The following is a 6,425-nucleotide window of genomic DNA, read 5'->3' as shown; positions in this document are numbered from 1 at the left end:
TGGCCAAGAAGGCTTCTTTTTCTTGCTGAAGTTTATCGATTTCGCCCAATTCTCTATCAAGTCTGTCGATTTCGGTTTGCAGGAAGTTGTTGCGGCCTTCTTGATTGCTGATGGCGCTGTCAATACCAAGATAGGTAGCGGCCGCCAAGCCCAAACCTACTGCAAAAGCGCCAAGCATCAATATTTTGAATTGCTGCTGCTTGCGCTGTTTAATCTCTTCCCGATATGGGAGAAGGTTGATTCTGGTTAATTCGATCATGTTCTCAAAGTCCCCTTAATGCCAATCCGAACGCCAAGGTCAGTGACGGCGCATCAATTTGAAGCTGCGGCAATTCTACTTTTGCACTGCGTTCCACATATGAAATCGGATGCAGATATTCTGTTGCCGTATTGGTTTGCGAGAAAATGCTTTCTGCCAAACCTGCCTGCTGTGCGGTAAAGCCTGTCAGCAGGATGTGTTTGATATCGGCGAAAGAATCAGTAGCTTGCGTGGTATAGTAAAATTGCAAAACACGCTGAACTTCTTGCGCAACCTGCACATTAAAACGGTCGGCAATCTGAGACTGGTAGTCGGAAGGCTTATTTTGGGAAGCCATCATTTGTGCGGCTTTTTCTTCCGTTACCTGATAAGTACGCTGAATCAGCTGATTGAGCTGCTCTGTGCTGACCGGAGTTTCTTGTTTATAGAGAATGCGGCCGTTTTGCAGAATCAGTGCATACATTTGCGTCGCATGAATGCCGAACACGGCAACTTTTTCCTCTGCCATTTCGGGAGCATGCGTATTCATCCAATGAACAAAGGCATTGCGTTGCGCCAGCAAGTCCAAATCCAAAGCGGATAAAGGCAAGCCCGCATTCTCAAACATTTCAATGCGCGGCTCGACATCATCTTTTTTGGCGGCAACAGCTAAAACATGCTGACCCGAACCGACTTCTTCAGCTTGAAAGTCGTAGTTCATTTCTTCAATAGGCGCAAATTGACCGACTTCCGCCTCGACAAACTCTTCCAAGTCCAAATCGGTATCACGCGGGTTGTAAATAATTTGCTCGACTGTCGCCAAATTTTGTGGCACAGCCGCAACAATATTTTTGCAAGAACTGCGTAATTGTGCGTAAGTATGCTGGATGTAGGTAGCAAGCTGATCGTAGTCTTGAATTTTGTTGCCTTTGACAATATTTTTAGGCAATTTGGTAATAACGTATTTTTCCAGCTGAATTTGGTTTAAACTACGGCCTGTCAGTTGTACCATCTTAATGGCATGTTGGCTGATGTCGATGCCGATGGCAGAGCGGTTGTTCAATCCACTAGAAGCCTTGCCTGTTTTGGTATCTTTCGTGCTTTTAAATAAGCGCATGATTTGACTTCCCTGTATCATTTAGGAGTGAGTAACTGTTTCGTTATCCGTAAAGGACTTCTTATTCTTTACACAGTATTGACTGTGGCTGATAGAAATCGTTTCCCATTTTACTTTATTTATCGCCATTAATGGCAAAATTATTACTTAGTCATGATTAAAAAGATTATAACAACCTGCATGGGTCTCTTATTAGGACTGGCTCTTTTCGGTGTGGGTCTGATTGCAATTGCAATTTTGGTAACCTATCCGAAGCTGCCGTCTTTGGACACTTTACAACACTACAAACCCAAAATGCCGCTGACGATTTATTCTTCAGACGGCCAAGTGATTGGCGTTTACGGCGAGCAACGGCGTGAATTCACCAAAATCGGGGACTTTCCCAAAGTTTTGAAAAATGCCGTGATTGCCGCCGAAGACAAACGCTTCTATGACCACTGGGGCGTGGACGTTTGGGGTGTGGCGCGCGCCGCGATCGGTAACGTCATGGCTGGCGGCGTCCAATCCGGTGCCAGTACGATTACGCAACAGGTTGCTAAAAACTTTTACCTGAGCAGCGAGCGTTCGTTCACCCGTAAATTCAACGAAGCACTGTTGGCCTACAAAATCGAGCAGTCTTTAAGCAAAGACAAGATTTTGGAGCTGTACTTCAACCAAATCTATTTGGGTCAACGCGCTTATGGTTTTGCATCTGCCGCCCAAATTTATTTCAATAAAAATGTTAATGAATTAACATTGGCCGAAGCCGCTATGTTGGCCGGCTTGCCCAAAGCCCCTTCCGCCTACAATCCGATTGTGAACCCTGAGCGTGCCAAACTGCGTCAGGCTTATATTCTGAACAATATGCTGGAAGAAGGCATGATTACCCTGCAGCAACGCGATCAGGCTTTGAAAGAAGAGTTGCATTACGAGCGTTTTGTACAAAACATCGATCAAAGCGCCCTGTACGTTGCCGAAATGGTACGTCAAGAGCTGTTTGAGAAATACGGCGAAGATGCCTACACGCAAGGCTTTAAGGTATATACCACTGTCGACACCGCACACCAGCGCGTGGCCACCGAAGCCCTACGTAAAGTTCTGCGCAACTTCGACCGCGGCAGCAGCTACCGCGGTGCGGAAAACTACATCGACCTGAGCAAAAGCGATAACGTAGAAGAAACTGTCAGCCAATATCTTTCTACACTTTATACCGTCGATAAGATGATTCCGGCAGTTGTATTGGAAGCCTCACGCAAAGGTGTACAGATTCAGTTGCCAAGCGGCCGTAAAGTCACGCTGAACAGCCACGCTTTGGGCTTTGCCGCCCGTGCCGTCAACAACGAAAAAATGGGTGATGACCGCATCCGTCGCGGCTCCGTCATTCGCGTTAAAGGCAGCGGCGATACCTTTACCGTCGTTCAAGAGCCTTTGTTGCAAGGCGCATTGGTGTCTTTAGATGCGAAAACCGGTGCAGTCCGTGCATTGGTCGGCGGCTACGACTACCACAGCAAAACCTTCAACCGCGCAACTCAAGCCATGCGCCAACCCGGCTCGACGTTTAAACCGTTCGTTTATTCCGCCGCTTTGGCAAAAGGCATGACTGCTTCCACCATGATTAACGATGCGCCGATTTCACTGCCGGGTAAAGGTGCAAACGGCAAAGCGTGGAACCCGAAAAATTCAGACGGCCGCTATTCCGGCTACATCACGCTGCGCCAGGCTTTGACCGCTTCGAAAAACATGGTGTCCATCCGCATCCTGATGTCTATCGGCATCGGCTACGCGCAACAATACATCCAACGCTTCGGCTTCAAGCCGTCTGAAATCCCTGCCAGCCTGTCTATGGCTTTGGGTACAGGCGAAACCACGCCGTTGCGTATTGCAGAAGGTTACAGCGTCTTTGCCAACGGCGGTTACAAAGTGTCCGCCCACGTCATCGACAAAATCTACGATAGCCAAGGCCGTCTGAGAGCGCAAATGCAACCTTTGGTAGCCGGTGAAAACGCACCTCAGGCCATTGACCCGCGCAACGCCTACATCATGTACAAAATCATGCAAGACGTTGTCCGTGTCGGTACCGCACGCGGTGCAGCCGCACTCGGCCGCGCCGACATCGCCGGTAAAACCGGTACTACCAACGACAACAAAGACGCATGGTTTGTCGGCTTCAACCCTAGCGTTGTGACTGCCGTCTATATCGGCTTTGACAAACCGCGCAGCATGGGTCGTGCAGGTTACGGTGGTACAATCGCCGTACCGGTATGGGTAGAATACATGCGCTTTGCCCTGAAAGGCACCAGCGTCAAACCGATGAAAGCCCCTGAGGGCGTGGTTTCGAACGGCGGCGAAGTGTATATGCGCGAACGCATGACCACCAGCTCCGACCTGGCCTTGGACAACAGCGGCGTTGCACCGCGTCCCGCTCAACCTGCCCGTCGCACGGTTCCGAATGAAAACCGCCGCCGCACCGAGAGCGGCAATGCGCCAGCCCGTGAAGAATCAGACGAAACCCCAGTTCTGCCAAGCAATACCGGCAACAATAACAGACAACAACTGGACTCTCTGTTCTAATGTTCTAAAGTAAGGCCGTCTGAAACGTTCAGACGGCCTTTTTTAAGAAAATTCAAAGCAAAACCATGATTGATTTACACTGCCATTCGACCGTTTCAGACGGCATGCTCTCCCCAACCGAAGTCGTCCGACTCGCCCGTCAAAACGGTTGCACCCTACTCGCCCTGACCGACCACGACCATACCGGCGGACTTGCCGAAGCGCGCGCCGAAGCCAATACCCTCGGCCTCCCCTTCGTCAACGGCGTGGAAATATCCGTCACTTGGCGCGGCCGCACCATCCACGTTGTCGGCTTGGACTTTGACGAACACAACGAAACCCTGCAAAGCCTGCTTGCCGAAGTCCGCAAAGGCCGTCTGAAACGATTGGAAGCCATCGCCGCCAAATTGGAGAAAAAAGGCATAACAGGCACGTATGAAGGCGCGCTGGCATTAGCTGCCAACAAAGAAATGGCCAGCCGCACCCACATTGCCGAATTCCTCATCCGCGAAGGCCATGTCAAAAACAAACAGCAGGCATTTACCAAATATCTGGGCGACGGCAAATCCTGTTCCGTCAGACACGAATGGGCCACACTGGAAGACTGTGTAGCCGCGATTACAGGCGCAGGCGGCATGGCCATTATTGCCCACCCGATGCGCTATGAATTATCCGCCACCGCCAAACGAAACCTGTTTCAAGAATTTAAAAATCTCGGCGGCGCAGGGATTGAAGTGCACAGCGGCAACTGCTGCAAAAACGACCGCCTCAACTATGCCCTGCTTGCCGACCGCTTCGACTTTCTCGCCAGCGCAGGCAGCGACTTCCACCGCCCCAACGACTTCAGCGGCGGCATACTCGGCGCCTGTCCCGACTTACCCGAACAATGCCGCCCGGTCTGGGAACACTTTAAGGCCGTCTGAATTTTTGACAGCAATTTTTCAGACGGCCCGCCAAGTATGAGACAGTTATAAACATATCACACTCTACATATTGAAACTGCCTGCCCGATACACCATAATAACCCTATAAATACCCCAAAAATAAAGGTTAACGCCATGTGCCAACTGCTCGGCATGAATTGCAACACGCCCACAGACATCATGTTTTCTTTTGAAGGCTTCCGCCGTCGTGGCGGCATTACCGACCACCATGCCGACGGCTTCGGTATCGGTTTTTTTGAAGGCAAAGGCGTGCGCTTGTTTCACGACGACAAGCCCAGCGCCAACTCTCCCGTTGCCGACTTGGTGCGCGCCTACCAAATCAAATCTGAAAACGTTATCGCCCATATCCGCAAGGCCTCACAAGGCCAGACCTCACTAGCAAACACTCATCCCTTCATGCGCGAGATGTGGGGCGAATATTGGCTGTTTGCCCACAACGGCCATTTGATTGATTTTTTTCCTGAGCAGGGCGAGTACTACCATGCCGTCGGCACGACCGATTCCGAACGCGCGTTCTGCTTTATCCTCAACCGCCTGCGCAGCCGCTTTGCCACCAAGCCCGAACCTGAAGTTTTGTTTGACGCCATTGCCGGCCTGACTCATGAAATCCGCCGCTATGGGTTGTTTAACTTTGTGATGTCCAACGGCGACTGCCTGTTTGCCCATGCCAGCACCTTGCTGCACTACATCGTGCGCAAAGCCCCGTTTGGTAAAGCGCGTTTGCTGGACGATGATGTCATGGTCGATTTTTCAGAAGTGACCACCCCGAACGATAAAGTTTCCGTCATCGCCACCCTGCCCCTGACGCGAGATGAAACCTGGTCGCAATTGGCAGTCAATGAATTGGTGATGTTTCAAGACGGCGACATTATCCTCAGCGACCGCCCCGAAAATCCGGTTTATATGAGTGCGGAAGAAGGTTTGGAAATCGCCCGTGCCGTCGGCGTATCGGTTTAACGGTTGCTCGACTGAAAAACACAAGGCCGTCTGAAAGGCTCAACTTCGCTCAAGTTGCCCTTTCAGACGGCCTTTTTATACTTAATCCAGCGAAAAGCCTTTACTATACGAAAATAACGCAATCCGCTACAATAATAGTTCACAAACAATAAATTCAATTGCTTAGCGACCTTGCCGAGCGTATGACAAGGAAACCCGATGAAGTGCCCGTTTTGCCAACACCCCAACACACAAGTAACCGACTCGCGATGGCTGGAAGACACCAACAGCATCCGTCGCCGTCGCAAATGCTTGGAATGCGGACAACGCTTCAGCACTTTTGAAACCGTTGAAATGCGAATGCCGCAAGTCATCAAATCCAACGGCACACGGGTTCCCTTCAATGCGCACAAACTGCAGACCAGCCTTGAGCGCGCACTGCACAAACGCCCAGTCACACAAGAACAAATCGATGAAACCGTTGCCCTTATCGAGCAGCGCCTCTACCGTTTGGGCAAAAAAGAGGTCGCTTCGCGCATCGTCGGCGAAATGGCGATGGAAGAGCTGGCAAAAATCGACCAAGTTGCTTATGTCCGCTTTGCGTCTGTCTATAAAAGCTTTAAAGACGTTTCCGAATTCACCCAAGTCATCGCCGAATGCA

General features: G+C 50.6%; 6 protein-coding genes. 4 read left to right on the top strand and 2 right to left on the bottom strand.

All coding sequences use genetic code 11. From position 1 onward, the window contains the following. A partial coding sequence (locus Q1M25_RS07250; RefSeq protein ID WP_367275825.1) for a PilN domain-containing protein occupies positions 1-259 on the bottom strand: 259 nt, incomplete at its 3' end. Positions 260-263: 4 nt separating this feature from the next. Then, positions 264-1,355, bottom strand: coding sequence for a type IV pilus assembly protein PilM (gene pilM, locus Q1M25_RS07245; protein WP_300483407.1), 1,092 nt, complete (start codon positions 1,353-1,355; stop codon positions 264-266). Positions 1,356-1,508: 153 nt separating this feature from the next. On the opposite strand from pilM, the gene Q1M25_RS07240 reads away from it, so the two are divergent. From Q1M25_RS07240 to nrdR, 4 genes are all read left to right on the top strand, one after another. Then, on the top strand, positions 1,509-3,905 hold the full coding sequence (locus Q1M25_RS07240) for a penicillin-binding protein 1A (RefSeq protein ID WP_300483404.1): 2,397 nt from the start codon (positions 1,509-1,511) through the stop codon (positions 3,903-3,905). Between the two features lie 65 nt (positions 3,906-3,970). Continuing rightward, a complete protein-coding gene (locus Q1M25_RS07235) occupies positions 3,971-4,807 on the top strand; it encodes a PHP domain-containing protein (protein WP_070734699.1) in 837 nt (278 codons plus the stop codon). A gap of 135 nt (positions 4,808-4,942) precedes the next feature. Then, the gene (locus tag Q1M25_RS07230; protein ID WP_300483400.1) at positions 4,943-5,785 is read left to right on the top strand and encodes a class II glutamine amidotransferase; all 843 of its coding nucleotides are present in this window, start codon (positions 4,943-4,945) and stop codon (positions 5,783-5,785) included. Positions 5,786-5,983: 198 nt separating this feature from the next. Then, positions 5,984-6,425 (top strand): transcriptional regulator NrdR (nrdR, locus tag Q1M25_RS07225; RefSeq protein WP_300483397.1); only part of this gene is annotated, 442 nt, incomplete at its 3' end.

Origin of the sequence: uncultured Neisseria sp. (assembly GCF_951230505.1) — a bacterium.
Taxonomy (GTDB): Bacteria; Pseudomonadota; Gammaproteobacteria; order Burkholderiales; family Neisseriaceae; genus Neisseria.
The sequence above is the reverse complement of the archived record's forward strand: the minus strand, read 5'-3'. Positions and strand labels throughout refer to the sequence as shown.